Here is a 26,773-nt window from a genome sequence, read left to right as displayed (position 1 = left end):
ACAAAGATGGTGGGCAAGGACAACAAGGATCTGATCGTCGGCTTGGATGTGGGCACATCCAAGGTGATGGTCGTCGTCGGCGAGCTGGTCGAGGGGGACATCCGCCTGGCCGGCCTGGGCGTGGCCGACGCCAATGGTCTGAAACGCGGCGTGGTGGTGAACATTGAGGCCACGGTGCAGTCGATCCAGCAGGCGCTCAAGGAAGCCGAGATGATGGCGGCCTGCAAAATCGACCGGGTCTGCCTCAACATCAGCGGCAGCCACATCCGGGGCCAAAACTCCACCGGCATGGTGATCGTGCGGGACAACCGCGAAGTCACCGCCCTGGACGTGTCCCGGGTGATCGAAACCGCCAAAGCGATCAACATCCCGCACGATCAGCGCATGTTGTTGGTCGAGCCGCAAGAATTCATCATCGACGGCCAGGAAGTCAAAGAGCCGATTGGCATGAGCGGCAGCCGGCTGGAGGTCAAAGTTCACATTGCCACCGGGGCGCAGAGCGCGGCGGAAAACCTCATCAAATGCGTGCGGCGCTGTGGGTTGGAGGTGGAATCGCTGTCGTTGAGCCCGGTGGCCACGGCGGCGGCGGTGTTGTCGGCTGACGAGCGCGCCTTGGGCGTGGCGGTGGTGGACGTGGGCGCGGGCACCACCGACGTGTCGATCTACACCGACAGCTCCATTCGCCACACCGCTGTCATTCCCATCGCCGGCGACCTCATCACCAGCGACATCGCCATGGCCTTGCGCACCCCGACCAAGGATGCCGAGGAGATCAAGGTCAGCCATGGTGTGGCGAAATTGCTACTGGCCGATCCGAACGGTCAAGTCGAAGTGCCTGCCCTGGGCGATCGTGTGCCGCGCATGATCAACCGCCAGGTGCTGGCGGGGGTGGTGGAGCCCCGGGTGGAGGAAATTTTCCATCTGGTACACCAGGTTATTCGTGAATCTGGTTACGAAGAGTTGCTGTCGTCGGGCATTGTGCTGACTGGGGGTTCTGCCGTCATGCCAGGTATGGTCGAATTGGCGGAGGATATTTTCATGAAGCCGGTGCGCATTGGCGTGCCTGTGTACGCCGGCCCGCTGTATGAGATGGTGGCTGTTCCGCGAGCGTCCACCGTCATGGGTTTGTTGGAACAGGCCCGGCAGGCGCGTCTGCGCGGCCAGAACATCGTGCAACAGGGGGGATCGGTCACGGCATGGCTGGCAAAAGTCCGTGATTGGTTCCTGGGCAATTTCTGACCATCGACAAACGCTCCAAGCACAGGGTCAGGAATGAAATAATGACGCCGGCGCGTCGACGTACACGTCGGCAACAGGAGCTTGCAAATGCCAATTGAAATGATTGAGGACTTTGACCGGGGGACGCAGATCAAGGTGATCGGCGTTGGCGGTGGCGGTGGCAACGCCGTGGAGCACATGATTGCCCAAGGCGTGCAGGGCGTGGAATTCATCTGTGCCAATACCGATGCGCAAGCTCTGAACCGCAGCCGCGCCAAGAGCTTGGTGCAATTGGGCGAGACCGGCTTGGGTGCAGGCTCCCGGCCCGAAGTTGGACGCCAGTCGGCGGAGCAAGCCGAGGGGCGCATTCGTGAGGCCATCCAGGGGGCGAACATGCTGTTCGTCACGGCGGGCATGGGCGGCGGCACCGGCACGGGGGCCGCGCCGGTGATTGCTCGCTTGGCCAAGGAGATGGGCATTCTCACGGTGGGTGTGGTCACCAAGCCGTTCTCGTTCGAAGGTGGGCGCCGTTGCAAGCAAGCCGAAGCCGGGGTGACGGAGCTGGAGGCCAACGTCGATTCGTTGATTGTGGTGCTCAATGACAAGTTGCTGGAAGTCCTCGGCGACGATGTCACCCAAGACGAAGCCTTCGCCCACGCCAACGATGTGCTGAAGAACGCCGTCGGCGGCATCAGCGACATCATCCACATTCCCGGTCTGGTGAACGTGGACTTCGAAGACGTCAAGACGGTGATGAGCGAGCCCGGCAAAGCCATGATGGGCACCGCCATGGCCGCAGGCCCAGATCGCGCATCGAAGGCGGCTGAAGCGGCGGTGACCTCCAAGCTGCTGGAAGGCATTGACCTGTCCGGCGCCCGGGGGGTGTTGGTGCTGATTGCGGCCTCGCGGGCCAACTTCCGGCTGTCCGAAGTGCGCAGCGCCATGGCCACCATTGGCCGCTACGCGGCACCGGACGCGCACATCATCTACGGCACGGCCTACGAGGAGTCGCTCAATGACCAGTTGCGCGTCACCGTGATCGCGACTGGCCTGACCAGCGGTAAACGCGCCCAAGCGCCGCTGACCGTGGTGCAGAGCCAGCCTGCCATGCCGCCCGTGCAGCCGCAGGTGAACGTGCCGCAACCCCAGCCGGTGCAACATGCGGCTGTGCATCCGACCCATGTGGCACATGCCATGCCGGCGCAGATGCATCCCCAGCAGCAGATGCGCACCGGCACGGACAACCTGCCTTACCCGGGAACGCACGCGCCACATCACCACGTGCCGCACCCATCGGTGCATGCTTCGCCGCACCATGCCGCAGCCCCTGCGGGGATGGTGCCGCCGCCAGCAGCGCCCGTCCACCATGAGCCGCATGTGCCCAGCGTGTGGCGCACGGGGCGGATGCAAGCGGCAGCCAAGGTGGAGGCACTCAGCTCAAATGGCATGGAAGAGATCGAGATTCCAGCCTTTTTGCGCAAGCAAGCAGACTGATACGGCGGGGGGCTGTACCTTCTCGGTGCGACAAGTCCCCGCTTCCGTGGTTCCTGCACGTGTTTGTGACCCGTGGGACGTGGGTGCTCATCTAAACTGCCCCGATGGCACAAGGTCTGTCGGTGGTGATCGTCGAAGACGACGAAAGATTTCGGGGGGCGTTTGCCTCGGTGGTTGCGGGGGCGCCCGATATGGCGCTGGTCGGCACAGCAGCCGATCTACCCCAGGGCTTGCAGTTGCTGCGGGAGCGGCGGCCCGATGTGGTGCTGGTCGATTTGGGGCTGCCCAGCGGCAGTGGGATTGAGTTGATCCGCTTTGCCCACGAGCACCTTCCAGAGACGGATGTCATGGTCGTGACCGTGTTCGGCGACGAACCCCACGTCATGGCTTCGCTGGAAGCGGGGGCCACCGGGTACTTGCTCAAAGACTCGTGCGCCGAGGATTTGACCGACCAAATCCGCACCTTGCATGCTGGTGGCAGCCCCATCAGCCCCGTCATTGCGCGGCAGTTGTTGGTGCGCCTGGGGCCGTTGCCGCAACCTTCTCCCAGCGGTGAAGCCCTCTTGTCGCCCCAAGAGCGCCAAGTGCTGACCTACAGCGCCAAAGGTTTCAACTTTGAAGAAATCGCCCGCATGATGGGCGTGTCGCGTCACACGGTCATGACCTACGTGAAACGCAGTTACCGCAAACTGCAAGTGCATTCCAAAACAGAAGCCATCTACGAAGCCCGCAAGCTGGGCTTGGTGCGTGACTGACTCCCCCCTGGCGGTCCCGCCGCCGCCATCGTCGGGGCAGGTGCCCGGGGCGCGTGGCGTGTGGATGCGGCTGCTGGGGCTGTTGCTCCTGGGCATGTTGGTGTGGGTGACTTGGCTGCTCAACCAGAGTGACGACGTGGGCGTCGTGCGCTTTGAGCGTGCTTGGCGCCACCACCTGTTTGTGCAGAGCTTGCCAGGCCCCCGTCGGGGTGGCCTGGAGCCTCGGGTCGCGCCGCCTGCGCCGCAGGATGAAGCGGCGTGGGCGGAAGTGTCATTGCTGCGTGAGGAAGATGCGCCCGTGTCATCCCAAACGCCGCCGATTGGGCTGTGGTGGTATCGCCTCAGTTACACGGTGCCGACGGGGATCAAGGGGCCGCTGGCGCTCTACATCCCACGTGTGGTGGGGGCGGCGGTGCAGGTGGTCAGTTACGAGGGGGGGCGCTGGCTGGTGCGTTGGGATGGCAGCGAGCAGCGGCAGGATCAGTGGAACCACCCCATCATGGTGCAACTGGGCGAGGTCGGGGTGCCGGGCAGCGTGGTGGACATTGCCATCCGCCTCACCCGGGACAGCCGTGATTCCCACCGGATGACGGCGGTACACGTCGGCCCCTTGGTGTCTCTGGAGGAGCAGCGGCATCGACGCGAATTGCTGCAACTGGTGGTCCCGCAAGTGGGGAGCCTGGCTTTTGCCGCCTTGGGATTGTTGGCGCTGTTGTATTGGTCGAGCCGGCGGCATCAGCATGCGTATTTGCTGTTTGCCTTGACGGCCATGGCCTGGGTGCTGCACAACCTGCACTACTACATAGCCACCCCGACGCACCCTTCTGCGGTGGTGTGGTTTCGGTGGATGACCGATGCGTCCATTGCCTGGGTGTTGCTGCTGACTTGCTTGTTCGCCATGCGCTTTCGCACCCACCGGTGGGTGCCGCAGGAGAAGTGGCTGGGTTTGGGGGTGCTGCTGGGCAGCGCCCTGACGCTGCCTTTCTGGCCGCTGCCGAACGATTGGCGCAGTACCATGAGCCATTTGCCCACCCTGACTGCGTTGCCGTGCCTGGTCTGGTTGAGCTGGGAAGCTTGGCGTGGGCGTGAACGCGAGTTGCACATCATCACCCTGGCGTTGTGGATCGTGGCCTTCACCATCGGCCATGACGCTTTGTTGAGCGATGGCAGCATCAATCCCGAGTCGGTATACCTGTTGCCGCTGTCCACGATGGTGATTTTTCTGGCGCTGCTGCAAGCCGCACAGATTCGCTATTCGCACGCTTTGTGGCAGGTAGAACATGCCAATGCCGTGCTGGAGCAACGGCTCACCGAGCGAGAGGCCGAGCTGCGCGCCAACCACGAACGCCTGCGGGGGGTTGAGCGGGAGCAGGCGCTGCTGCTGGAGCGCCAGCGCTTGATGCGGGACATGCACGATGGCCTGGGTTCGACGCTCATGTCCACCTTGGTGCTGGTGGAGCGTGATCAGTTGGGCAATCGGGCGGTGGCTGGGCTGTTGCGTGAGTGCGTGGACGATTTGCGCTTGGTGATCGATTCACTGGAGCCCATCGATCACGACTTGGTGACACTGCTGGCCGCTCTGCGCCACCGATTGGGGCGCCGTTTGGAGAGTGCCGGGTTGGTGCTGGACTGGCAGGTCGAAGACGTGCCGCCCCTGCCGTGGCTGAATCCGCCGGACGCGCTGCAAATCCTGCGGGTGGTGCAAGAGGCGCTGACCAACATCCTCAAACATGCGCAGGCGCATCGCATTGGCATTCGGGTGCATCAGCAAGGCGAAGCGATCCATGTGGTGATTGCGGACGATGGGGTCGGGTTCGATCTGGCGCATGTCACGTGGGGGCGGGGGTTGCGACATTTGTCGCAGCGGGCCGCCCGTTTGGGCAGCACCGTGGATGTTCACAGCGAACTGGGGCACGGAACCCAGGTGAGCCTGGTTTTGCCGCTGTGGCGCAGCGCCTGAGCCCTGCTTGGCCGACAATCGGGGCTCTCCCCCTTGACTGCCAGCCAGGCCGATCATGCTCAAGCAACGCACCCTCAAATCCCTGACCCGCGCCGTGGGCGTGGGCCTGCACAGCGGCCAGAAGGTGGAACTGACGCTGCGCCCGGCTGCGCCGGACACGGGCATTGTGTTTCGCCGCGTCGATTTGCCGCAGCCGGTGGACATCCCCGTGCGCTTCGATTCGGTGAGTGACACGCGCATGGCCTCCACCATCACCCCCGGCGGCGTGCCGGGCGGGCCGCGTGTGCAAACCATTGAGCACCTGATGTCGGCCTGCGCCGGCCTGGGGTTGGACAACGTCTACATCGACATCACCGCCGATGAGGTGCCCATCCTCGATGGTTCGTCGGCCAGTTTCGTGTTTTTGCTGCAAAGTGCGGGCATTGCGCTGCAAAACGCGCCAAAGCGGTTTCTCAAAATCAAGAAAACGGTGGAAGTGCGCGAAGGCGAAGGGGCACGCTTGATGTGGGCCCGGCTGGAACCGTTCCACGGCTACAAACTCACCTTCAAAATCGATTTCAACCACCCGGCGGTGGACGCGACCGGCCAAGAGGTTAGCTTCGACATGGGCTCCGGCCAGTACAAACGCGACATCGCCCGCGCCCGCACCTTCGGTTTCACCAAGGATGTGGAGGCGATGCGCTCACGCGGCCTGACCCTGGGCGGCAGCATGGACAACGCCATCGTCGTGGACGATTACCGCGTGCTCAACGCCGAAGGTTTGCGTTACGACGATGAGTTCGTCAAACACAAAATCCTCGATGCCATCGGCGATTTGTTCGTGTGCGGGCACCACTTGCTGGCGTCCTACACCTCGTTCAAGGGTGGGCATGCGTTGAACAACAAGCTGTTGCGGGCGGTGTTTGCCGACGCCTCGGCCTACGAGTTCGTCACGTTTGAGGACGAATCGCGTGCGCCCGTGGGGTTTGCGCAACTGGCGCCGGCGTGGTGATCGGCTGACCAAGCAGGAGTGCAGGGATGTTGCTGTTTCGACTGGTGATCGGCCTGCTGTTGGTGGCCGGCATCCTGTGCTTTGCGTTTTACATCGGCACACGCGACGTGCGCTGGCGCTACCGGGGCCAGTTGATCATCAAATGGACGGTGCTGGCGCTGATGGGTTTTGCGGCGGTGTTGGTGCTGGAGCGCCTGGTGTTGCTGCTCTGAGCCCGCGCAAAAAATGCCCGATGGTCTGCTCACCCACGGCGACCAGATCGAAACTCTCGGGTGAGAGCGTCCAGTGGTACATCAAGCCATCGACGATGGCGAACAGCCCCAAGGCACTGACACGCGCCGGAGGCATTGACGCCAAGGCCCCGGCCCGCTGGGCGCGGGCCAACAACGCTTCCAACTGATCCAGGTAGTGGGACACGCTCTGGCGGTGGCGTTCCTGCTCGGAAGCCATGTCGCCGGTGTACTCCGTCAGGTGCATGGCGATGGTGAAGACGCGGCGCATTTGCGCGTCGGTGGCCAAATCGCGCAGGGGGGACATGGCGAGCAACGCCAGCGCGTCCAACACCGCTTCGGGCGGGCCGGCCATGACATCGGCCAGCGCGGCCTCGCACGGCAGGATGACACGATCCATCATGGCGTGGAACAGCGCGGCTTTGTCGGCGAAGTGCCAGTAGATGGCACCCCGCGTCACGCCAGCGGCGCTGGCCACCTCTTGCAGCGAGGTGCGCGACACGCCCTGGCGCAAAAACACCTGTTCAGCAGCGTCCAAGATTTGTTGCCGGGTTTCTTCGGCCTCGGCTTTGGTTTTGCGGGCCATGGCAAGTCAAACACGCGAATTCATGGGGACATTGTCGCTCATGAAACATACATTCAAGGCTGTATGTATACTGCGATGCATCATTTTCCCCCCATCCTTTCCCCCATCCGACCCATGGCAGATCAACATTTCAGCGCCGCTGCGGCGGCTCGGCCCGCTGTGGCAGCGGTGGCCCTGGCCTTGATGCTGGCCGGCTGCGGCCCCAGCGGCAGCGGCCCAACCGGCCCCGGTGGCCCTGGCGGTGGCATGCCACCCCCGTCCGTTGGCGTGCTGACGGTGCAACCGCAAAGCCTCAACCTCAGCACCGAACTGCCGGGGCGCTTGGAGCCTGTGCGCACGGCGCAAGTGCGCGCCCGCGTCACGGGGTGGTGAAGAAGCGTTTGTTCACCGAAGGCGCCGTCGTCAAAGCCGGGCAGAGCTTGTTTGAGATCGACGCGGCTCCCTACCGTGCCACGCTGGACAGCGCCCAAGCCACCCAAGCCAAGGCCGAAGCCGCCCTGGCCCAAGCCGCTGCCACCCTGGAGCGCAACCGTCCGTTGTTCGCCGCCAAGGCCATCAGCCAGCAAGAATGGATCGCCACCGAAGCCGCGTTCAAAGCCGCGCAGGCCGACGTGGGGGCCGCCAAGGCCGCCGTGGAACAGGCGCGACTCAACGTCGAATACGCCTCGGTGCTGGCGCCGATCACGGGCCGCATTGGCCGGGCGCAGATCACCGAAGGCGCGCTGGTCAGCCAAGGTGAGGCCACGTTGTTGGCGACGATCCAGCAAGTCGATGCCCTGTACGTCAATTTCACCCAATCGGCGGCGGAGTTGATGAAACTGCGCCGGGCCTTGGCCTCGGGCAAATTGGGGCGCAGTGATTCGGCGGTGGTGCAGGTCGTGCTGGAAGATGGCAGCGTCTACGCCCACCCCGGCAAGCTGCTGTTCTCGGACATCAGCGTGGACACCACTTCCGGCCAAGTGCTGCTGCGCGCCGAAGTGCCCAACCCGCAAGGTGAGTTGTTGCCGGGTTTGTTCGTCAAGGTGCGCATCGAAGAAGCGCGCAGCGACAGCGCCATGCTGGTGCCCCAACAAGCCGTCACCCGGGGCGTGAGTGGGGACACGGTGTTGGTGGTGGGTGCTGACAAACAAGTCGCCCCGCGCCCCGTCAAGCTCGGGGGCTCGCAGAGCACGAACTGGGTGGTGCTGGATGGGCTCAAGGCGGGCGAACAAGTCGTCGTCGAGGGCTTCCAGAAAATCCGGCCCAAAACACCGGTGACGCCGGTGCCATGGTCGCCCGCCGGGGCGGCATCGGGTGCGGCGGCAGCGGCCTCGGCGCCGGCCAGCCGCTGATCGGGAGAACATCAAATGTCCTCACGTTTTTTCATTGATCGGCCGATTTTTGCCTGGGTGATCGATCGCCTTGTTCATCCTGGTGATCGGCGCGGCAGCCATCACCCGGCTGCCGGTGGCGCAGTATCCGACGGTGGCGCCGCCGTCCATTGTCATCACGGCCACGTATCCGGGCGCCTCGGCGCAGGTGTTGGAGGATTCGGTGCTGGCCGTCATTGAGCAAGAGCTCAACGGCGCGCCGGGGCTGATTTACATGGAATCAGCCGCCGAAGCCACCGGCGCCGGCACGCTGACGGTGACGTTCGAGCCAGGCACCGATGTGGCCATCGCCCAAATTGAGGTGCAAAACCGCCTGAGCCGCGCCACGCCGCGCCTGCCCAGCGCGGTGACACAGCAAGGCGTGCGCGTGGACAAGGCGCGTTCGAACTTCCTGATGTTCGTGATGCTGACCTCGACCAATCCGGCCTATGACCCGGTGGCCTTGGGCGATTACGCCGCACGCAACATCCAGCCCGAATTGCTGCGCGTGCCGGGTGTCGGTCAGGCGCAACTGTTCGGCACGGAAAAAGCCATGCGGGTGTGGATCGACCCGCACAAGCTGGCGGGCCTGAACCTCAGCCCAGCGGACGTGAGCAGCGCCATCCGCGCCCAAAACCTGCAAATCTCGGCGGGCAGCATTGGCGGGTTGCCCAATCTGAAGGAGCAGACGCAGTTCGCGTCGATCAACGTCAACGGCCAACTGACGACGATTGAGCAGTTCGGCAACATCCTGGTGCGCGCCAACACCGATGGCTCCAGCGTGCGCTTGAAGGACGTGGCCCGCATCGAGCTGGCCGGGCAGGCTTACAACTCCTCGGCGCGGCTCAATGGGGTGAGTGCCACCGGGATTGGGATTCAGTTGTCGCCCACCGGCAACGCCCTGGCCACCGCCGACGGCGTGCGCCAGCGCATGGCCCAGCTCAAGCAGTTCATGCCCGAAGGCGTGAGCTTCGACGTGCCTTACGACAGCTCCAAGTTCGTGCGCATCTCCATCCACGAAGTCATTAAGACGCTGGTGGAAGCCATCGCCTTGGTGTTTGTGGTGATGCTGCTGTTCTTGCAGAACATCCGCTACACGCTGATTCCGACCATCGTTGTGCCCGTGGCGCTGACCGGCACTTTTGCCGTGATGCTGATGCTGGGTTTTTCCATCAACGTGTTGACGCTGTTCGGCATGGTGCTGGCCATCGGCATCTTGGTGGACGACGCCATCGTGGTGGTGGAAAACGTCGAGCGCATCATGGCCGAAGAGGGTTTGAGCCCGCGTGAGGCCACGGTCAAGGCGATGGGCCAGATCACCGGCGCCATCATCGGCATCACCGTGGTGCTGATTTCGGTGTTCGTGCCGATGGCGTTTTTCAGCGGCTCGGTGGGCAACATCTACCGCCAGTTCTCGCTGGCGATGGTGGCTTCGATGGTGTTTTCGGCGGCCATGGCGCTGTCGCTCACGCCGGCGCTGTGTGCCACGCTGCTGCAACCCATCTCAGCGGATCATCACGAGAAAACCGGCTTCTTCGGCTGGTTCAACCGCAGTTTCAAGCGCACCGCCAAGGGGTATGAATCGGTGGTGGCGCGCATCCTGCCGCGTGCGGGGCGGTTCTTGGTGATTTATGCCGCCATCCTGGCCGCCGTTGGGCTGATGTACCAGAAGCTGCCGACCTCGTTCCTGCCGAACGAAGACCAGGGTTATTTGATCGTCAACGTGCAATTGCCGCCGGGGGCTGCGCAGGGGCGCACCGAAGCGGTGATGGGGCAGGTCGAGAAGTTCTTCCTGGCCCAGCCGGAGGTGGACAAGGTCGTGGGCGTGCTGGGTTTCAGCTTCTCGGGTTCGGGGCAAAACGCCGCGCTGGCCTTCGTGCCGCTCAAGCCGTGGGAGGAGCGCCAAGGCCCACAACACACCGCGCAAGCCCTGGCCGGGCGGGCGTTTGGGGCGCTGATGGGCATCCGGGATGCGTTCATCTTCCCGCTGTCCCCGCCGCCGATTCCGGAGCTGGGCAACGCCACGGGGTTCAGCTTCCGCTTGCAAGATCGCACCGGCCAAGGCCACGACGCCTTGTTGGCAGCGCGCAACCAGTTGCTGGGCATGGCTTCGCAAAGCAAGCTGTTGACCGGCGTGCGCCCGGACGGCCTGGAAGACGCGCCGCAGTTGCAGCTCGACATCGACCGCGAACGCGCCGCTGCCATGGGGGTGAGTTTTGATGCGATCGGCGCGGTGCTCTCCACCGCCTTGGGCTCCAGCTACATCAATGACTTCCCGAACGCCGGGCGGCTCCAGCGCGTGATCGTGCAGGCTGAAGCCAAGGCCCGCATGCAGCCGGAGGATGTGCTCAAACTCTACGTGCCCAACACCAAGGGCCAGCAGGTGCCGTTTTCGGCATTTGCCAGCACGCGCTGGGTGAAGGGGCCGATCCAGACCATCCGTTACAACGGCTACCCGGCCATGAAAATCAGCGGTGACGCGGCCCCCGGCCACTCCACCGGCGAGGCCATGGCCGAGATGGAACGCTTGGCCGGTCAGTTGCCTTCGGGCTTTGGGTTTGAGTGGACGGGCCAATCTCGCGAGGAAAAACTCTCGGGCTCGCAAGCCATGGTGCTGCTGGCGTTTTCCATGCTGGCGGTGTTCCTGTGCTTGGCGGCGCTGTACGAGAGCTGGAGCATCCCGGTGGCGGTGCTGCTGGTGGTGCCGTTGGGCATCGTCGGTTCGCTGGGCGGGGTGTGGCTGCGGGACATGCCCAATGACGTGTATTTCAAAGTCGGGCTGATCACCATCATTGGCTTGTCGGCGAAGAACGCGATCTTGATCATCGAGTTCGCCAAGGATCTGCAAGCCGAAGGCAAGGGTCTGATCGAGGCCACGCTCGAAGCCTGCCACCTGCGCTTCCGTCCGATCATCATGACCTCGTTTGCCTTCATCCTGGGCGTGGTGCCGTTGGCCATTGCGTCCGGGGCGGGTTCGGCGAGCCAGCGGGCCATCGGCACCGGGGTGATGGGCGGGATGATCACGGCCACGGTGCTGGCGGTGCTGCTGGTGCCGGTGTTTTTCGTGGTGATTCGCCGTTTGTTCCCGTCCAGCGGCCACGAGGCGCCGCATGGCACCACCATCGGTTCGGCTGCCAGCGACGCCGCCTTGGCCGCCGCGTTGCATCACAAGGAGGATCGCGCATGACGACGCGCATCGGCACAACCTGGGCAGCCGTGGCGCTGCTCACCCTGGGCGGGTGCGTGAACCTGGCGCCGCCCCATGAACGGCCTGAGGTGGCGCTGTCGCCCGCTGCGGGTCTGAGCACGGCGGCGGGCACCCCGACGGCTGCGCCAGTGGCCTTGCCCGGCTGGCGCGAATTGGTGCGGGATGAACGCCTGCGCCGCGTGGTCGAGCTGGCGCTGGCCCACAACCCGGATGGGCGCATCGCTGCTCTGAGCGTCGAAAAAACCCGCGCCCAACTGCGCCTGACCGACGCCGACCGCTGGCCCACGGTCAACGCGGCCTTCATCGGCAGCCGAGCGCCCAACAGCTCGGGCGTACAAACCACGACCTTGCAAGCTGGGCTGCAAGTGTCCGCCTGGGAGCTGGATTTGTTCGGGCGCCTGGCCAACGCCAGCGATGCAGCCAACGCCGCGTGGCTGGCCAGCGAAGCCGCCGAGCGTTCCACGCGGCTGGCGCTGGTGGCGCAAACCATCACTGCCTGGCTCACCTTGGCGGCGGACACCGAGCAACTCACCCTGGCCCAGCGCACCCTGAGCGACCGGGAGAAGACGCACGAACTGTCGGCGTTGCGCTTCCAGGTGGGGCCAGGCCCAGCGCGTGCAACTCGTGGCCGAGCGCGACCGCCACCGCCTGACCCGCTTGAAGGTAGACGCCGGCGCCCTGAGCCAACTCGATTGGTTCGATGCCGAGCGCTCCCTCGCCACTGCCGAACAGGCGCTGGTGCAGGTGCGGCTGGCGGAGATGCTCAACCGCGTGGCGCTTTACAAAGCGCTGGGCGGGGATGAGCGCGTTGGCCTCAACGTGTCACCAACACCTTGAGGGTGCGCAGCAGCACGCCCACATCGGTGACGAAGGAGGCGTGCTGGGCGTAGTCGGCAGCGCAAGCGAGTTTGGCCGGCAAGATGACCTCGATGTATTCGCGCTCCGGATCCGCTGCCGCCGCCAATTGTTCGGACTCGTTGCGAAAGCGCAGCGAAGCCGGATCGGTGATGCCCGGTCGCACCGACAGCACCACGTCCCGCAGCGCCGCCGGGTAATGGGCGACGTACCGCGGCACTTCGGGGCGCGGGCCGACCAAACTCATGTCGCCCAGGAACACATCGATGAGCTGAGGCAGCTCGTCCAAACGATGGGCGCGCAAAAACGCCCCGATGCGGGTGATGCGCGCATCGGCGCCGACGGTGAGTTGGCCCGCCTGTTCGGCGTTCACCCGCATGGTGCGGAACTTGTGGATGCGAAACGGTCGCCCGAATCGCCCCACGCGTTCTTGACGAAAAAATACCGGCCCGGGTGAGTCCCAGCGAATCAGCGCCGCCACCACCAACCCCGGCAGCCACAGCAGCGCCAGCCCCAGGGCCGACGCGAGCACGTCAAATGCGCGTTTCATCCGACACACAGCGCCCGGCGCACGGCCAGGGCGACGCGCTCCACATCCTCCAACGTCATGCGCGTGTAGAGCGGCAGCGTGGCGGTGCGCTCGAAGGCACGCTGGCTGTGCGGGAAGTCCTCGGCCTGGAGCTGGTAGCGCTCGCGCCAGTAGGGCTGCTGGTGCAGCGGGATGTAGTGGACGCTGCACCCGATGCCCGCCTCAAACAGCGCTTCGATGAAAGCATCGCGGTGGAGGCAAGCGCCGTCGGCCAAACGCACCACGTACAGGTGCCACGAGTGCAGCTCGCCCGGTGCCGGCTGCGGCGGCAGGATCAGCGGCAGATCGGCCAGCAATTCGTTGTAGTGCGCGGCCAGGGCGGCGCGCTGGCGCTGGAACGCATGCGCCCGTTGCAACTGGTGAATCCCGAGGGCGGACGCGATGTCCGTCAGGTTGTACTTGAAACCCGGCGCGACGATTTCGTAATACCAGCTCGGCACCTTGGCGGTGAAGCGGTCAAACGCATCGCGGTTGATGCCGTGCAGGCGCATCACTTTGGCGCGTTGGGCCAGTGCGGCGTCCCGCGTCACCAACATACCGCCCTCGCCGGTGGTGATGGTTTTGTTGGCGTAGAAGCTGAACACCGTGGCGTCGCTGTCCAGCGTGCCGATGAGGCGGCCGGCGTGGGTGCTTGGCAGGGCGTGGGCGGCGTCTTCCACCACCTTCAGGCCATGCTTTTGGGCGATGGCGAGGATGGCCGTCATGTCCGCTGCCAAACCGCCGAAATGCACCGGCACGATGCACTTGGTGCGTGGGGTGATGGCCGCCTCGATGGCCGCTGGATCGATGCACAGCGTGGCCGGGTCGATGTCCACCAGCTTCACATCGGCGCCCAGGTAGCGGGCCACTTCGGCGCTGGCGGTGAAGGTGTGGGTGGTGGTGATGACCTCATCGCCCGGCCCCACGCCCACGGCTTCCAGCGCCAGGTGCAGCCCTGCGGTGGCCGAATTCACGGCGATGGCATGCAACCCCGGGTCGCCCAGGAAGGCCGAAAAATCCTGCTCAAAGCGGCGGGTTTTGGGGCCGGTGGTGACCCAGCCTGAGCGCAGGGCATCCACCACTTCGGCGATTTCTTCTTCGCCAATTTCCGGCAGGGCAAAGGGGAGGAAGGGCGGTCGGTTTTCGGAGGAGGGGGTGTTCATGGGGTGTCAATCCGCTTTCTGAATCCAAATCAACCGGTGCGTGCGCAGCCACGGCACGGCGTTGAACACGGTGTAGAGGCTCGGGTGCAGTGCGCACAGCCGCCGCGCCAGCGGTGGGGCCAGGGTCAAGCGGTGGGCGTCCCACGTCACGGCTTGGGGAAAGAGCTGGTGCACCCGGGCCAGTGGCACGCCGCGCACGTCGGGGTTGCGCGGGTTGTTGACGGTGAAGTCGTACCAGAGCACCGCGCCGCCAGGCTTGAGCCAGCGCCACATGGCGTTCGCCAAGTGCTGCTGCACGGCATCGTCCAACAGCGAGGAAAACACCGTGGCTTGCAACACGATGTCTTGGCTGCCAGGCGGGATGGCCACGGCGCTGGCGTCCCCGGCTTCCAAGCGCACCGCAGGGGGCAGCAGCTCACGCGCTTGCGCCAGGCGTTCGGGCAGCAGCTCGCAGCCGGTCAGGTGCTCAGGGCGGCAACCCAGGCGCAAAAAATCCAGCAAATTACCACCAGCGCCGCAGCCCACTTCGGTCAGGTGCAGCGATGCGGGTTCCCACTGGCGGGCGGCCAAACCTTGGCAGATGGCCCGTTGGCGCTCGTGCAGCATTTGCCAGACTTCGGGGCGCAACAGGCTGTAGCGGTCAGCGGGCAAGGTGTGGGTGCGGTGCGCGTAGCGCTGCACCACTTGTTGCAGTTCTTGCCGAAGAGGATCATGCGGCACGGTGCATCATCCCTTCGCGGGCGCGTTGGCACGCCGCTAAAAAACGCCGCGCCAGCACCGGGTACGTGTGGTGAGCTTCGACGAATTGGCGACCGGCTTGCCCGAGCTGTTCGCGCTCGGCGTGTGGCATTTCGGCCAGCAGCAGCAGGCCATCGGCGATGGCTTGCGGGGATTCGGGCGCCACACTCAGGCCGCCACCGCTTTCCACCACCGGATCGTTACCGGCTTCGACGGCGTGCAGCACCGCACAACCGGCCATCATGTAATCCATCAGTTTGTTGGGTGCGATGCCAAAACGGTAGATCGGCACGCGCTGCCAGCCGATGTAGGCCACGTCCAACTCGGCCAGAAAGCTAGGGATTTGCGGTTTGGGGATCGGCGCGAACCAATGCACCCGGTCGAGCTGCTCGTCCTGAAGGCGCTGCACCAAGCGCCGGCGCTCGTGCCCATCGCCCACCAGCACGAAGGTGATGGGCTGTTGGCGCAGCAATGCAGCGGCGTCCAGCAAGTGATCCAGCGCGTTCGGTAAACCCATCGAACCCGCGTAGCCCACCACGACATGACCACGCGCCCGCGCCACGGCCACCAGCGCGGCCACGTCTTGGCGCAGCGGGGCGGGTTCGTTCTGCCAATCTTCGGGGGCGATGCCGTTGGGCACGATGGTAAGTTTGCGCACATCCAGCCCGCGTGACGCCATGTAATCCTGCACCTTGGGCAGCATGGAGATGACCACATCCGCGTCCCGGTAGGCGGTTTTTTCCGCCCACGCGCACAGCCGCGCAAACGGGTGGTTCGGCGACATGCCCGACAGCTCAATCGGCGACAGCGGCCACAAATCATGCACCTCGAACACCAGCACGGCACCGGCCTTGCGGGCGATGCGGCGGGCCACCCAAATGTCCATCGGGTAGGTGCTGGAGGCGATGACCACGTCCGGGCGCTGCTCGGCGATCAGCGCATCGGCCCGGGCCCAAACTTGGCGACAGTAAGCCCAGATGTTGCGCACCCGGCCCAAGCCGTTGCCTTGGTAGCGCGGGGTGGGCAACCAGAGGTAGTCGATGCCGTCGATGCGTTCGCGTCCGGTCTGGGGTTGGCGGGCGCGGACGTGGGAAAAATCCGCCGCCACCATGCGCACCGCATGCCCCATGCGCACCCATTCACGCGCCAGGTAGTAAGGGCGGTATTCCATGCCCAGCGCGGGGCTGCCAGCGTAATGGTTGAGGTAGAGGATGTTCATGCGTCAGCGGGGGCCCCAACGGGGGGGCGGGGCGTCAATTCGACCAGACGTTGCACATAAACCTGGACACTGGCCGGAAACAGCGCATGTTGCCCGACCCACTGGTGCAGCTCCGCCGACACCGCTTTGGCCCGTGCCTGCAACGGCCCGAGCCGTTCGCGGGTGGGGCGTTCGCTGGCGCTGAGGATCAGGCCGTTGTGGCCGTCGCTCACCAGTTCGCGGTTGGCGGGCACGTCCGAGAGGATGGGGATGGCGCCGTGCGCCATCGCTTCCAGCACCGACACGGACACCGAATCACTCTGCGGCAAACTCAGATACCAGCGAGCACGGCTGTACCAAGTGGCTTGCGTGGTCGCATCCAGCCGACCGACGAACTGCACCCGGCCCGCCAAAGCCGGGTCGGCTTGCACCCGGGCTTCCAGCTCGGCGCGAAGTGAGCCGTCGTTGGCCACCACCAGCCGGGCTTCGGGCCAACCGGCGCTGAGGGCGGCAAACACATCGAGCACCCGTTGCGGGGCGTAAATCGGCTCCAGCCCTCGGTTGGCGAAGAACAGTGCTTCGTCTTTGCGGTTGGGCAGCGGGGGCATGGTTTCCAGGCCGAAGGGGAAGGTCAGCACCTCGGCGGCGCCCAGCTCTTTCATGCGGCGGGCCATGTGTTGGGAGTCGCTGGTGGTCAGGGTGCAGGCGCCCAGCACCCGGGTGGTGACCCAGCGCATCATCCGGCTGCGTTGCGGGGCGACGAGGATGTCCGAGCCCCACGCCGAACCAGCGATGCGCGCTTTGACCCCGCCAAAACGCACCGCCAACCACGCCAGCGTGCCGTGTGAGCTGAGGTAATGCGGGGCGATCCAATCGGGCCGCACCGCTTGCAAGAAACGCAGCACCTCCGGCAAGGCGCGCAACAGTTCGATGTTGCCGCCTTCAAAGCGGGGGCGGGTGCCCAGGGCCAGACGGCGTTCAGCGGGCAAAAAAGCGTCAAACGCTGGTGCAAAACCTCGGCTGGAAATCACCCACACATCGAGACGCGGCGCCAAGGCGCGGGCCCATTTGAGCAAATGCGGGCTTTCCGCGTCGCCGATCAGCACCAGGCGCAGCGCGGCGGGGCGCACCGTGGCGCCGACCGAGCGCGGCCCCGTGGCCGTGCGCAGTGCCGCACTGGCCGCCAGCGGCTGCGACGGGATGAACTTACCCTTGTGGCGACTCATGTTCGACTCTCCTGCAACACCCCGCCTGCCCGCTGCCGATCCGCATGGGCGACCCGCGCCGCCCGCACCAACCACAGCCCGAAGGCGAGGAAATACCCACTCATCACCAGTGACACGGCGGCGCACCCCCATGCCAAACCGCCTTGCGCCAACCCGACCCACAGCGCCAGCACATACAGCACATTGCCGCTCAAGCTGAAGGCCAGCGCGGTGGCTTGGCGCTCCAAAATCATGGGGAGCACGGTGAGCGGGCCGACGATCATGCGCCCGGCCATGCAGGGGGCGAGCCAACGCGCCCATTCTCCCGCCTCGCGCCAGGGCTCACCGAACAGGCTGGCAAACAAGGTCGGCCCAGCCAGCGCCAGCACCAGGGCGGACGGCACCGCGAACGCACTCAAAATGGCCACGCTGCGGTGGATCGTTGGCACCAAATCGCCGCCTTCGCGCCACGTTTGCGCGGCCCGTCCGAGCAGCACTTCGGACAGGGCGCCGCCGATCAAGCTGGTCGGTGCCATCACCACCCGCACCATCAAACCGAAAAAACCTGCCGCCGCTGGGCCGGCGCTGGACAGCACCAGGGCCAGCGCCACCGTGTCTTGCAGGCCGTTGATGAACGCATGGGGCGTGTTCACCAGCGGAAATTGCCGATAGCGCCGCGCCAGCACCCACCAGCGGCGACGCTGCCAGCGCCAGCGGGCCAGCCGGTGCAGCCGGCGCACATCGGCCCGCGCTTTCCAGCCCAGCCACGCGGCGCCAAGGGCTTGGCCGGCGACCTGCCCGCCGCTGAGAACGTGGGCGCCACCCCCGGCGGGGCCGCTCACGGCGCCAAGCGCTTGCACCGCTGCGGCCATCGCCGGATTGGCCACCCGCGCTTGGCCGATGACCGCAAAACGCCCCCCCCGGTTGTGCCACAGCGTGAGCGCTTGAATCACCCCGGCCAAGGTGACAGCCAGCGGCAGCCACCCCAACACCCCCCCCAGCGAAGCCCAGCGCACCAGCGTGGCCGACGTGCCGCAGAGCGCTTCCACCCACGGCCACAGTGCCGCCAGCGCCAACAGGGCACCCGCCAAACCCAGCCCCCAAGCCAGCGCCAGGGTCAAACACAGCCCCAGCACCGAACGCGCCCCGGCGAGGCTGCGCGGCAGCACCAAGGCGTATTCGTAGCGCAGGCAAGCGACGATGGCGAAATTGGAGGCCAGCGCGGCAAACAGCGTCCAGCGGCCAATGTCCTCAGCCGGCAGGGTGCGGGTGAGCCAAGGCAGCACCAACAGCGGCACCAGTTGGGCCAACACCGCCGCACTGGCCAGGCGGGCCAAATCGTGACGCCAAGCGCTCATCCGGTGATCTCGGGGGGCGTTTGGGCCAGGCGGCGCAGACCTTGCCACTGGCGCTGGCTCAAGCGGGCGTGCAACCCCAGCGGCAGGTTGACGATGCAGCGCGCCAGGCGCTCGCCGTTCGGACAATCGCCCTCGGTGTAGCCGTGGCGCAGGCTGCCGGCTGGGTGAACCACGTCGTCAAACCAGATGCCCGGTTCGATGTCCAGCGCCCGCAGGCCGGCGTGCAGGGCCTCACGCTGCGCCGGATGCGCCACCCGCAGCGGGAAGCGCAGCAGCGTGGCCGGTTCGGCGGCACCAAGCGGGGTCAGCCAGGGCGAACCCGCCAGCGCCTCGGTGTAGTGGCGTGCTTGTTGGCGCCGCAGCGCCAGCACCTGCGGCATCCGTGCCAACTGCGGCAGCGCCAGGCGGGCCAGGCAGTCGGGCAGGGCTTGCAGATAGTCGGGCTGAGCTTGGCCGCTCAACTCGGCGGGGCGGGTGGCCGCCACCAGTCCAAGCGCCCGCGACGGGGCACGCAGCAACGCCGTCAATCCGCTCGCCAGCGTGCTGGGCCACGTCGCCAACATCAGGTGATAGGCCAAGGTCATCAGCACTTTGACCTGGGTTTTGAGCGACAGCGCGTGCTGCGGCGCCAACGCCTCGGCCACCGCTGGGCGCAACGCCGGCTCGTTCACCAGCAACGCGCCGCCCAAGCCGGTGGTGAGGCACTTCGAATACTCAAAGCTGAAAAACGCGGCATGCCCGTGGGTGCCGACGGGCGAGCCGTCCGCATGGCACGAGCCCCAAGCGTGGGCGGCGTCCTCGATGAAAAGCACCTGGGGGAAACGCGCCCGCAAAGCGGCGATGCCGGCGCTGGGCACCCCGAAGTTGTGTGGCCACACCACCCAGCGCGTGCGGGGGGTGATGGCCTGGGCCCAGGCGTCGGGCGAGGGGTTCACGCCTTCGGCGGCGATGTCCACGTAACGCACCGACACGCCGACATGCAAAAACACATTCGGCACGACGACGCAGGTGTAGCCGGGCAACAGCGCTTCGTCATCGGGCTGGCGCTGGGTGGCTCGCACGAAGGCGTGCAGGGCGCCACGGCCAGCGCCGGTCAACCACAGGGCTTCGGGCGGGCGGTGCAAGGCGGTGGCGAGGGCTTGGCGCAGCGCCAATGCGGCCCCGCTGCTGCCCCACAGGGTGCCGACGAGGTCACACCCGTGCAGGGCGCTGACGGTGTGGCGTTTCATGAGGGATCGGGCCTTTCTGCCGGTCGGAGCGGGTGCAGCGCTCGCGCCGGCACCCCGCCATAAACGAAGCCCGACGCCAACCGACCCCGCACCACCGCATGGGCAGCCACCACCACATCACGCTCGATGACGGCGCCGGGCAGCACGGTGACACGGGCACCGAGAAAGACGTTGTCGCCAATGTGAACCGGGGCGGACACATGCTGTTCGACGAAGGGCACGCCCGCACGGGCGCCGTTGGCTTCACAAAAAATCGCCACCTGAGGCCCGATGGCCACGCCGGCCCCGATGTGCAACCGGCTTGCGCCCACCAGCAAATAGCCCCCCGGCGCGATGTGGGAGCGTGCCCCCAAGTGAAACCGCCCCGCGCCGGTACACAGCACCTGCACATCGCGATACAGCTCGGCCCCGGCACCCAGTTCGCCATGACCCCAGGCGCAGCGCACGCGGCTACCGGCGTGGGCTTTGGCGTGCGTCGCACTGCGCACGCCCAGGGCCCGCCAGGCCAGGGCGCGCAGGCGGGCCAGCGCGGCATCCAGCGTGTAGCCGATCAAGGCCATGTCGCGCCCGACGTCAAACGCGGTGGCCCACAGCAGCGGCCAGGGCGGCCACCACACGATCTTGGTCGGCTTCGCGCAGATCGGGGCTCATGGGCAGGCTCATCACGTCCTGCGCCACGCGCTCGGCCACCGGGCAGCCGCCCGCCGGGGCGAACGCGGCATAAGCGGCTTGTTGATGCAGCGGGCGCGGGTAATGCACGGCGGTGGGGATGCCGGCGTCCTTCAAGGCAGCTTGCACCCGTTCGCGCTCTTCGACAAAAACGGTGTACTGGCCCCAGACGCAATTCCGGTCAGGTCGCACCGCCAACAACCTCACGTTCAGTTCGGCCAACAGCGCGGCGTAGCGGGCGCCCAGCGCGGCGCGGCGGGCCAGTTCCCATTCAAAGCGCGGCAGCTTGGCCAGCACCACGGCACATTGCAGCGTGTCCATGCGCCCACCGACGCCCACGCGGGTGTGGGTGTAACGCGCACTTTGGCCATGCACGCGGATTTCGCGCGCCACTTGGGCCAACGCGGCGTCGGCGGTGAACAGCGCGCCGCCGTCGCCATAACAACCCAGGGGTTTGCTGGGGAAAAAACTCGTCGCGCCGAAGGTGGACAGCCCGCAACTGCGTCCGCTCTGGTAACTGGCGCCGAAGCTCTGCGCCGCATCCTCAATCACCGGCAGCTGGTGGCGGGCGGCGATGGCGTTGATCTCCGCCATGTCAGCCACTTGGCCGTAGAGACTCACCGGCATGATGGCTTTGGTGCGCGGTGTGATCGCAGCTTCGATCAGCGCGGCGTTGAGGTTGCAAGTGTCCGGCTCGACATCAACGAACACCGGCACGGCGCCCAGCAGCGCAATCACTTCCGCCGTGGCCGCGAAGGTGAAGGGCGAGGTGATGACCTCATCGCCCGCCCGAACGCCCAGCGCCATCAACGCGATGAGCAGCGCCTCGGTGCCGCTGGCCACGGTGATGCAATGCGGCACGCCGACGAATTCGGCCAGCTTGCCTTCGAGCTGCGCCACCTCGGGGCCCATGATGTATTGGCCGTGCTCCAGCACGCGTTGGAGGGCGGCGTCGATCTCGGGTTTGAGGGCGGTGTATTGCGATTTCAGGTCGATGAATTGCATAGAAAGTGGAATCAAAGCGCTGAATTCAACCGGTTGGACACTTCGGCCCAGACTTCGGGGTGGTTTTGATGCAGTTCGCTGAACGGGGCCAGCGTTCGGCCAATGTCACCCCAACACCAAGGCAGCAACCCTCGGACGTCTTGGTCTTGGAGGTTTTGCCAGAAATGGTCGAGGGTGTCCGGTGCCGCCAGAAAGTCGGCCACGCAGCGTTGCAGGTGCCGGAACGTGCGCCGATGGCCATCTTGCACCGCTTCTGCTGTCAGTTGAAACAGGCGGACGGTTTCTTGTCCTTTGAGCGCTGCTGCGGATGCACCGTCACCAATGGCCTTGGGAAGCAAGGTGCCAACTTCGGGATCCAAGTCCAAATGGCACCAGGGATCCTCGCGTGAGGGATTGATGAGCAACGGGTGCCCGTTGGCGTCCAGTGGGAATCGGTCGCCTTTGAGCCGGCCGCAGCGCGCGCAGCACAGCAGCAAATTGGGCCAGTGGAACGCCTGTTCCGGATAGGGCGTTTTCGGCCAGAAGTGCTCAATATCGCTGCCGAGGGAGTCGGAGCAATACATGCACCGTTGGGCAGGTCCCGCCATCTGCCGCAGTGTGCTGAAAATACTGTGGTGAGGAGCTGAAATCTTGTCGGTTTGGCGGGCGTCTTTCCAACGGGCTTCGATGTCGAGCGTGCCTTGCTCGCGCTGGGCGTTGGCGTGAGTTTGACGGTCTTCGAGGTACTGAGCGGCGGTGTCTGACAGGGGCAGACGCTGGATGCGGCGCATGGCGTTTCAGTCTTCGTCCAAGTTGATGAACGGAGCCAGTGCGGCCAATTCGGTTGATTCTTCAGGCGACAAATTGTTCAGACGCCGTTGCCGGGTTTTCAATTCGGCATACCGGATCCGTTTTTCGGCTACAGGGTCGGAGCGGGTGTTGGATAAACCAAAGGCGGGCGAACGCAAAATGGTGTCAGGCCGAGATGAAATGATTGTTTGGTATTCGTCAGGGGTGAGCGCCCGGGGTGTTTCGTCACTGCCCGGATCGGGTAACCAAAAAAGGCCATTTGGATCGGCTGCTTGACAAACTAAAGGGCTGTGGCTGGTGACGAGAAATTGAACTTTCGGAAACCGTTTTTTAAGCCAAAACCCGATTTGACGTTGCCATGAGGGATGCAAATGGGCATCGACCTCGTCGATCAAAATCACACCGCTGCGGGTGATGTAGAGATGCCCTTGGTCGTTGCGGGCCACCAAACCGTCGATGCCGTAAAAATTGATCATGTGCCGCAGGATATCGGCCAGCATGGCCAGGGCCGAACGGTAGCCGTCGCTCATGTCATGCCACGAAAGATGGGCACCGTTGCGATCTCTCAGCCATAGTCCCTCAGAATCCACACGATCCACGGTGATCTGGTTGGGCAAAAACTCGTCACGCAAAACATCCATGACAACTGACAATGTTTCTGCCGCTTGTGGCCGACCTTCTAGCTTTTTGTAATTAAGTTGACGCAACCAGATATCGGCTTCAGCTAAAGAAGCCGAATCCTGAAACATCGTCACAAATCGTTCTGCTACGGGGGCTGACATGACTTTTTGCACGTCTTGAGCTGCACCTGAAACCCGGCGAAATGGGCCATACCCGCAAGCAAACCAGCTTTCCTGCCAAAAATCGAAGGTGCCTCCCCATGTTGGAGAAATGGCTGGATTTTGATGCACCCGAAACCCAAGCCGCTCACGCTTCGAATCAGTCAACGAGGCCTTTGAACCCGTTTCGAGAGAAAAATCATCATCTGCGACTCGCAGGATATGCATGCTGATAATGGCTTCTCCACAGTCTTCCCGAAGCCACTCATGAAATGAGGGGGTGAGCATCCCGGATATTCCAGATGGTAACTGTGCCATAGCGATGGCTTTCAGGAGGGTGCTTTTTCCGGAGCCATTTCCACCCACAAAAACCGTCCATCCTGCGTATTCATTAGAACTGCGCTCTAGCGAGAAGTGCAGCGATTGAAATCCTCGCACGTTGGTGAGATGAACGTCTTGTATGTACATGACAGCCTCTTAGCTCCCCAACTTAATCAGGTTCACACCACTAAACCGATACCGCTCCCCCGTCACCGGGCAAACTGCCTCTGCTCCTTCAACTGGCCGCACCGCCAACGCCAGCTTCTCGCCGTGCTGGCTCATCCACCCAGTTTGCTTCGCCGGCACCCCGGTCATCAAAGCAAAAGCAGGCACATCCTTCGTTACCACCGCCCCGGCGCCGATGAAAGCATAGGCCCCCACCTCGGTGCCGCAGACGATGGTGCAGTTCGCTCCCAACGTCGCGCCTCGGCGGATCACCGTGCGGCGGTATTCCGCCTTGCGCGGCACAGCGGAACGCGGGTTGAACACGTTGGTGAACACCGCGCTGGGGCCGCAAAACACGTCATCCTCCAGCGTCACCGCGTCATAAACCGACACGTTGTTCTGAATTTTGACGTTGGCCCCGATCACCACATCGTTGCCCACAAACACGTTTTGCCCCAGCGAGCACCCCGGCCCAATGCGCGCCCCGGCGCACACATGGCTGAAGTGCCAGACCTTGGTGTTGTCGCCCAGTTGCGCGCCCTCATCGACGATGGCGCTGGCGTGTGCCCAGGCCGCCACGCTCATGCCCGCCGCGCCAGGATGAAGGGGTGAACCTCGCTGCCCGTGGCCGCCGCCGGCCGCGCCGAGCGGATGACGTTCACGGTTTCCACGCAATGGCGTGCATCGTCCAGGCCGTAGCCTCGTCCTTCGAGGATTTCGCGGTAACTCACCGTGTGCAAATCGGTGAAACCTTCGGAAAACTCCAGTTGTTCGCCCGAGATGTCGATGTTGCGGAAGGTGGGTTTCTTGCCCCGCACGCCGTCAGGCAGATCGTTGGCGTCGATGCTGAGGAACCAGCGCACGCGGGCGCGTTCGTATTCCAAGAAACCGGCGGCGCTGGTCTCGGCGTTGTGATGCACCACGTTGGTTTGCAGCTTGCCGAAGATGAAGTGCAGCATGTCGAAGAAATGCACGCCGATGTTGGTGGCCACACCGAAGGACTTGCGCGGGTCGCCCTTCCAGCTCTGCGCGTACCACTTACCGCGTGAGGTGATGTAGGTCAGCTCCACGTCGAACTTGGTGTCGGCGGGCGCGGCAGCCACTTTGTCGCGCAGTTTCAGGATGGCGTCGTGGTGGCGCAGTTGCAGGATGTTGAAGACGCGCTGGCCGGTTTCACGCTCCACCCGCGCCAGTTCGTCCAGCAGCTCGGGCGTGGGCACCAGCGGTTTTTCGCAGATCACATCACAACCCAAGCGCAGGCCGGCGGCGATGTGCGGATGGTGCAGGTGGTTCGGGGTGCAAATGGAAACGATGTCCAGCTTCGTGGCCGCGTCGCGCTTGGCACGCTGGGCAAATTCTTGGAAGCATTCGAACTCGGTGAAAAACTCGGCATCGGGCGAAATGCTGTCGATGATGCCGACCGAGTCGTTGATGTCATACGCCACCGCCAGGCGATGGCCCAGATCCTTGATGGCACGCATGTGGCGCGGGGCGATGTAACCGGCGGCGCCGATCAGAGCAAAATTTTTCATGGCAACTCAGAACACGTTCACAGGCGGAAGACGCTGAAGCCGGCGGCTTCCAGCTCGGCGCGGGGGTACAGCGCTTTCACATCGGCCACCACGGGCTGGCCCCCGGTGGCGGGTGTGCGCACCCAGGCGCGCAGGTCGGCGGCACTCATGGCGCGGTATTCGCGGTGCGCCACGGCCACCACCAAGGCGTCAAACGGCGCTTGGTCTTCCAACCGGGCCAGCTCGATGCCGTATTCGTGCCGCACTTCTTCGGCGTCCGCGTGCGGGTCGATCACCACCACCGTGGTGCCGTGGTCTTGCAGCTCGCGCACCAAATCCACCACCTTGGAGTTGCGGATGTCCGGGCAGTTTTCCTTGAACGTCAGGCCCAGCACGCCGACGCGGCAGCGCGGCACATCCATACCCTGTTGCAACATGCGCTTGATGGTGTTGCGGGCGACGTAGCGGCCCATGTTGTCGTTGATGCGCCGCCCGGCCAAGATCACCTGCGGGATGTACCCCAACTGCTCGGCCTTGTAGGTCAGGTAATAAGGATCGACGCCGATGCAGTGCCCACCCACCAAACCCGGTCGGAAGGGCAAGAAATTCCACTTGGTGCCGGCGGCGGCCAGCACATCTGAGGTGTCGATGCCCATGCGGGCGAACACCACCGACAGTTCGTTCATCAGCGCGATGTTCAGATCGCGCTGGGTGTTCTCGATCACCTTGGCGGCTTCGGCCACTTTGATGGTCGCGGCTTTGTGGACACCCGCCGTCACCACGCTGGCGTAAACCTCGGCCACCACGTCCAGCGTTGCCGCATCACAGCCGGACACGACTTTTTTGATCGTCTCGAAACGGTGTTCTTTGTCGCCGGGGTTGATGCGCTCCGGGCTGTAGCCGCAGAAGAAATCCACACCATGCTTCAGGCCGGAGACGCGCTCCAGCACCGGCACGCAATCTTCCTCGGTGGCGCCGGGGTAAACGGTGGATTCATAGACAACGATGTCCCCCTTCTTCAACGCTTGGCCCACGGTGCGCGAAGCAGCGATCAGCGGCGAGAGATCGGGTTTGTTGGCCGTGTCCACCGGCGTCGGCACGGCGACGATGAAGAAATCCGCCGTGCGCAGGTCGTCGAGCTGGTGGGTGTAGAGGATCTGCGTGGCGGCCAGGTCGGCGTCCGTCACCTCGTCGGTGCGATCGTGGCCGGCTTGCAGCTCGGCGATGCGCGCAGCGTTGATGTCAAAACCGATGATGCGGCGTTGGCGGCCAAAGGCCACGGCCACCGGCAGGCCCACATATCCCAGGCCGACAACGGCAATTTGGCGGTTCATAGCAGGAATGCGCCCCCAGCAAAGGGCAAGCAAAAGGGGGCTGATTTTAGGGTGCGCCCTTAGAATCAAAGGTTCTTTTGAGCCCACCTCACCCA

At 64.7% G+C, this 26,773-nt stretch carries 24 protein-coding genes and 1 pseudogene; 10 read left to right on the top strand and 15 right to left on the bottom strand.

Features of this window, described 5'->3' with window-relative positions; translation table 11 throughout:
* Positions 1-6 precede the first annotated feature (6 nt).
* From ftsA to VITFI_RS02500, 6 genes are all read left to right on the top strand, one after another.
* Positions 7-1,239 carry a cell division protein FtsA gene (ftsA, locus tag VITFI_RS02525; RefSeq protein WP_232476654.1) on the top strand — a complete coding sequence of 411 codons (1,233 nt, stop codon included), beginning with the start codon at positions 7-9 and terminating at the stop codon, positions 1,237-1,239.
* Between the two features lie 87 nt (positions 1,240-1,326).
* The gene (ftsZ, locus tag VITFI_RS02520; protein WP_089415674.1) at positions 1,327-2,712 is read left to right on the top strand and encodes a cell division protein FtsZ; all 1,386 of its coding nucleotides are present in this window, start codon (positions 1,327-1,329) and stop codon (positions 2,710-2,712) included.
* 104 nt (positions 2,713-2,816) lie between these two features.
* On the top strand, positions 2,817-3,467 hold the full coding sequence (locus VITFI_RS02515) for a response regulator transcription factor (RefSeq protein ID WP_089415673.1): 651 nt from the start codon (positions 2,817-2,819) through the stop codon (positions 3,465-3,467).
* The gene (locus tag VITFI_RS02510) at positions 3,460-5,427 is read left to right on the top strand and encodes a sensor histidine kinase (protein ID WP_157725530.1); all 1,968 of its coding nucleotides are present in this window, start codon (positions 3,460-3,462) and stop codon (positions 5,425-5,427) included. The genes VITFI_RS02515 and VITFI_RS02510 overlap by 8 nt, the downstream gene beginning before the upstream one ends.
* Positions 5,428-5,482: 55 nt before the next feature.
* Positions 5,483-6,418, top strand: coding sequence for a UDP-3-O-acyl-N-acetylglucosamine deacetylase (gene lpxC / locus VITFI_RS02505; protein WP_089415671.1), 936 nt, complete (start codon positions 5,483-5,485; stop codon positions 6,416-6,418).
* A gap of 26 nt (positions 6,419-6,444) precedes the next feature.
* Positions 6,445-6,630, top strand: coding sequence for a hypothetical protein (locus tag VITFI_RS02500; protein WP_089415670.1), 186 nt, complete (start codon positions 6,445-6,447; stop codon positions 6,628-6,630).
* Here the strand turns inward: VITFI_RS02500 and VITFI_RS02495 are convergent.
* Positions 6,557-7,234 (bottom strand): TetR family transcriptional regulator, encoded by a 678-nt coding sequence (locus VITFI_RS02495; RefSeq protein ID WP_089415669.1) that lies wholly within the window; start codon positions 7,232-7,234, stop codon positions 6,557-6,559. The two genes, VITFI_RS02500 and VITFI_RS02495, sit on opposite strands and share 74 nt — an antisense overlap.
* A 114-nt stretch (positions 7,235-7,348) precedes the next feature.
* Between VITFI_RS02495 and VITFI_RS18335 the strand changes: the two genes are divergently transcribed.
* The 4 genes and pseudogenes from VITFI_RS18335 to VITFI_RS02480 all read left to right on the top strand — a co-directional run bounded on the left by VITFI_RS18335 (position 7,349) and on the right by VITFI_RS02480 (position 12,594).
* Positions 7,349-7,606 carry a hypothetical protein gene (locus VITFI_RS18335; protein WP_232476653.1) on the top strand — a complete coding sequence of 86 codons (258 nt, stop codon included), beginning with the start codon at positions 7,349-7,351 and terminating at the stop codon, positions 7,604-7,606.
* Complete coding sequence (locus VITFI_RS02490; protein WP_232476652.1) at positions 7,603-8,565, top strand: efflux RND transporter periplasmic adaptor subunit; 963 nt, start codon at positions 7,603-7,605, stop codon at positions 8,563-8,565. The genes VITFI_RS18335 and VITFI_RS02490 overlap by 4 nt, the downstream gene beginning before the upstream one ends.
* Before the next feature lie 15 nt (positions 8,566-8,580).
* Positions 8,581-11,770: pseudogene (locus tag VITFI_RS02485) on the top strand (efflux RND transporter permease subunit).
* A complete protein-coding gene (locus tag VITFI_RS02480; RefSeq protein WP_089415668.1) occupies positions 11,767-12,594 on the top strand; it encodes a TolC family protein in 828 nt (275 codons plus the stop codon). Before VITFI_RS02485 ends, VITFI_RS02480 begins: the two are co-directional and overlap by 4 nt.
* Positions 12,595-12,605: 11 nt before the next feature.
* On the opposite strand, the gene VITFI_RS02475 is transcribed toward VITFI_RS02480, so the two are convergent.
* The 14 genes from VITFI_RS02475 to VITFI_RS02410 are packed head-to-tail and all read right to left on the bottom strand — an operon-like array spanning position 12,606 to position 26,678.
* The gene (locus VITFI_RS02475; protein WP_089415667.1) at positions 12,606-13,196 is read right to left on the bottom strand and encodes a sugar transferase; all 591 of its coding nucleotides are present in this window, start codon (positions 13,194-13,196) and stop codon (positions 12,606-12,608) included.
* The gene (locus VITFI_RS02470) at positions 13,193-14,377 is read right to left on the bottom strand and encodes a DegT/DnrJ/EryC1/StrS family aminotransferase (protein WP_089415666.1); all 1,185 of its coding nucleotides are present in this window, start codon (positions 14,375-14,377) and stop codon (positions 13,193-13,195) included. The genes VITFI_RS02475 and VITFI_RS02470 overlap by 4 nt, the downstream gene beginning before the upstream one ends.
* Positions 14,378-14,383: 6 nt before the next feature.
* Positions 14,384-15,097 carry a class I SAM-dependent methyltransferase gene (locus tag VITFI_RS02465; protein ID WP_198301585.1) on the bottom strand — a complete coding sequence of 238 codons (714 nt, stop codon included), beginning with the start codon at positions 15,095-15,097 and terminating at the stop codon, positions 14,384-14,386.
* A complete protein-coding gene (locus VITFI_RS02460; RefSeq protein ID WP_089415665.1) occupies positions 15,087-16,334 on the bottom strand; it encodes a glycosyltransferase family 4 protein in 1,248 nt (415 codons plus the stop codon). Before VITFI_RS02460 ends, VITFI_RS02465 begins: the two co-directional genes overlap by 11 nt.
* Positions 16,331-17,539, bottom strand: a complete 1,209-nt coding sequence (locus tag VITFI_RS02455; RefSeq protein ID WP_089415664.1) for a glycosyltransferase — start codon at positions 17,537-17,539, stop codon at positions 16,331-16,333. Before VITFI_RS02455 ends, VITFI_RS02460 begins: the two co-directional genes overlap by 4 nt.
* Positions 17,536-18,876 (bottom strand): lipopolysaccharide biosynthesis protein, encoded by a 1,341-nt coding sequence (locus tag VITFI_RS02450; RefSeq protein ID WP_089415663.1) that lies wholly within the window; start codon positions 18,874-18,876, stop codon positions 17,536-17,538. The genes VITFI_RS02455 and VITFI_RS02450 overlap by 4 nt, the downstream gene beginning before the upstream one ends.
* Positions 18,873-20,105: a DegT/DnrJ/EryC1/StrS family aminotransferase gene (locus VITFI_RS02445; RefSeq protein ID WP_089415662.1), complete on the bottom strand. Its 1,233-nt coding sequence runs from the start codon at positions 20,103-20,105 to the stop codon at positions 18,873-18,875. The genes VITFI_RS02450 and VITFI_RS02445 overlap by 4 nt, the downstream gene beginning before the upstream one ends.
* The gene (locus tag VITFI_RS02440) at positions 20,102-20,722 is read right to left on the bottom strand and encodes an acyltransferase (protein WP_089415661.1); all 621 of its coding nucleotides are present in this window, start codon (positions 20,720-20,722) and stop codon (positions 20,102-20,104) included. Before VITFI_RS02440 ends, VITFI_RS02445 begins: the two co-directional genes overlap by 4 nt.
* Positions 20,679-21,779, bottom strand: a complete 1,101-nt coding sequence (locus VITFI_RS02435) for a DegT/DnrJ/EryC1/StrS family aminotransferase (protein ID WP_089415660.1) — start codon at positions 21,777-21,779, stop codon at positions 20,679-20,681. Before VITFI_RS02435 ends, VITFI_RS02440 begins: the two co-directional genes overlap by 44 nt.
* Positions 21,780-21,790: 11 nt before the next feature.
* Positions 21,791-22,549, bottom strand: coding sequence for an HNH endonuclease family protein (locus tag VITFI_RS02430; RefSeq protein WP_089415659.1), 759 nt, complete (start codon positions 22,547-22,549; stop codon positions 21,791-21,793).
* Positions 22,550-22,555: 6 nt separating this feature from the next.
* Complete coding sequence (locus VITFI_RS02425; protein ID WP_089415658.1) at positions 22,556-23,815, bottom strand: AAA family ATPase; 1,260 nt, start codon at positions 23,813-23,815, stop codon at positions 22,556-22,558.
* A 9-nt stretch (positions 23,816-23,824) separates the two neighbouring features.
* Complete coding sequence (locus VITFI_RS02420) at positions 23,825-24,418, bottom strand: acyltransferase (RefSeq protein WP_198301584.1); 594 nt, start codon at positions 24,416-24,418, stop codon at positions 23,825-23,827.
* The gene (locus VITFI_RS02415; protein WP_089415657.1) at positions 24,415-25,365 is read right to left on the bottom strand and encodes a Gfo/Idh/MocA family protein; all 951 of its coding nucleotides are present in this window, start codon (positions 25,363-25,365) and stop codon (positions 24,415-24,417) included. The genes VITFI_RS02420 and VITFI_RS02415 overlap by 4 nt, the downstream gene beginning before the upstream one ends.
* 17 nt (positions 25,366-25,382) lie before the next feature.
* The gene (locus VITFI_RS02410) at positions 25,383-26,678 is read right to left on the bottom strand and encodes a nucleotide sugar dehydrogenase (protein ID WP_198301583.1); all 1,296 of its coding nucleotides are present in this window, start codon (positions 26,676-26,678) and stop codon (positions 25,383-25,385) included.
* Between the last annotated feature and the right edge of the window lie 95 nt (positions 26,679-26,773).

This window comes from Vitreoscilla filiformis (genome assembly GCF_002222655.1).
GTDB lineage: Bacteria > Pseudomonadota > Gammaproteobacteria > Burkholderiales > Burkholderiaceae_C > Ideonella > Ideonella filiformis.
The sequence above is the reverse complement of the archived record's forward strand: the minus strand, read 5'-3'. Positions and strand labels throughout refer to the sequence as shown.